This window comes from Lysinibacillus sphaericus OT4b.31 (assembly GCF_000392615.1).
Taxonomy (GTDB): Bacteria; Bacillota; Bacilli; order Bacillales_A; family Planococcaceae; genus Lysinibacillus; species Lysinibacillus sphaericus_B.
Window position 1 is genome coordinate 1 of record NZ_KB933450.1, and the last position, 1443, is coordinate 1443.

Sequence of the window (1443 nt, forward strand, 5' to 3'; positions counted from 1 at the left end):
TGATCTGACCCAAAAAAGTTAGACATATTTAGTTAAGCAACTTCTAAAACCTGAGTTCGGTACTCCACCGGGCTTAGGTCTTTTAATTTTGCCTTCATTCGTTTGTGATTGTAATAGTGAATATAGTCTTGTAGTTCCTGTTCAAAATGTGCCATGGATTCAAATTCTTGTAGATACAGGAGCTCAGATTTTAATAAGCCAAAGAAATTTTCGATGACTGCGTTGTCCAAACAATTGCCCTTACGGGACATACTCTGTGTAATCCTATATTGCTTTAATGTTTCTTGATACTTTTTCATTTGATAGTGCCAACCTTGATCCGAATGAAGAACGACTTGATCACCTGATTGAAGGCGCCCCAATGCTTGTTCTAGCATATCATGGACGAGATTATACACTGGACGATTCATTACTGTGTATGCAATAATTTCGCCATTACATAAATCAAGGACAGGTGATAAATAGCGTTTCTCACCAAATAGATGGAACTCTGTCACGTCTGTTACCCATTTCTCGTTCATATTTTTTGCTGTAAAATCACGTTGTAATATGTTTGGGGCAATTTTTCCGACTTTTCCTTTATACGAACGATACTTCTTCATACGGACTTCACATTTTATGCCAATGGCATTCATCAAACTATTAATCGTTTTAGGATCATGATGAATGCCGTATTTTTTTAGTTCTTTGGTAATCCGACGATAACCATAACGTCCTTTGTGTTCATGATAAATGGACTGAATTGCGGCTTTCACATCCGTGTATTTATCAGTACGATTCAATCGCTTTTCCCAATAATAATACGTACTACGTGGAATATCAGCGACTTTGATTAATTCCACCACTTCATAGATTCCCTTTAGTTCATAAATCACTTGCGCTTTGATTTGATTGGTAATTTTTCTTGCATTTGAACTAAAGTATTCAACTTTTTTAAGTACGCATTCTCCATTTCTAATTGTCTAATACGTGCTTCTAACGCCTCAACAGATCCTTCAGCTGGTGTTGATTTCGTTGTTCTTTTTGTTTCTTTTTTCATAGATGGACGCCCCTTTTTCTTAGAAACGAGGGCATCATAACCACCAACTTCAAACTTCAACTTCCAATTCCGAATCATGCCAGGAGATGAAATATTAAATAGTGCAGCTGTGTCAATCGAAGATGTACCTGTCTCGTTCATATAATTAAGTACATTCATTTTATAGTCAGCTGAATATTTTGTATAGGATTTTAAGAAAGCCTCTACACCATTTTTTTGATAACGGCGAATCCAATCACTGACAACTCGATCTGTCACTCCGATATCTTTCGCAATTCCACTCATGGATTCATCTCCATTTAAGTATCGTTGAACTGCTTGAATACGTTGTTCAACACTTACCTTTGCCATAAAAAAACCCCCGTAAAAGTTAGATTGGTGTCTAACTTTTACGGGGCAGATCA

1 protein-coding gene is annotated in these 1443 nt (G+C 36.7%); it reads right to left on the reverse strand.

What is annotated here, in order from left to right; genetic code table 11:
• Positions 1-32: 32 nt before the first annotated feature.
• A protein-coding gene (locus tag H131_RS24120) for an IS3 family transposase (protein ID WP_155242542.1) occupies positions 33-1390 on the reverse strand; the annotation gives its coding sequence in 2 pieces (ribosomal slippage) (positions 33-937 and positions 937-1390; 1359 coding nt in all).
• Positions 1391-1443: the final 53 nt, after the last annotated feature.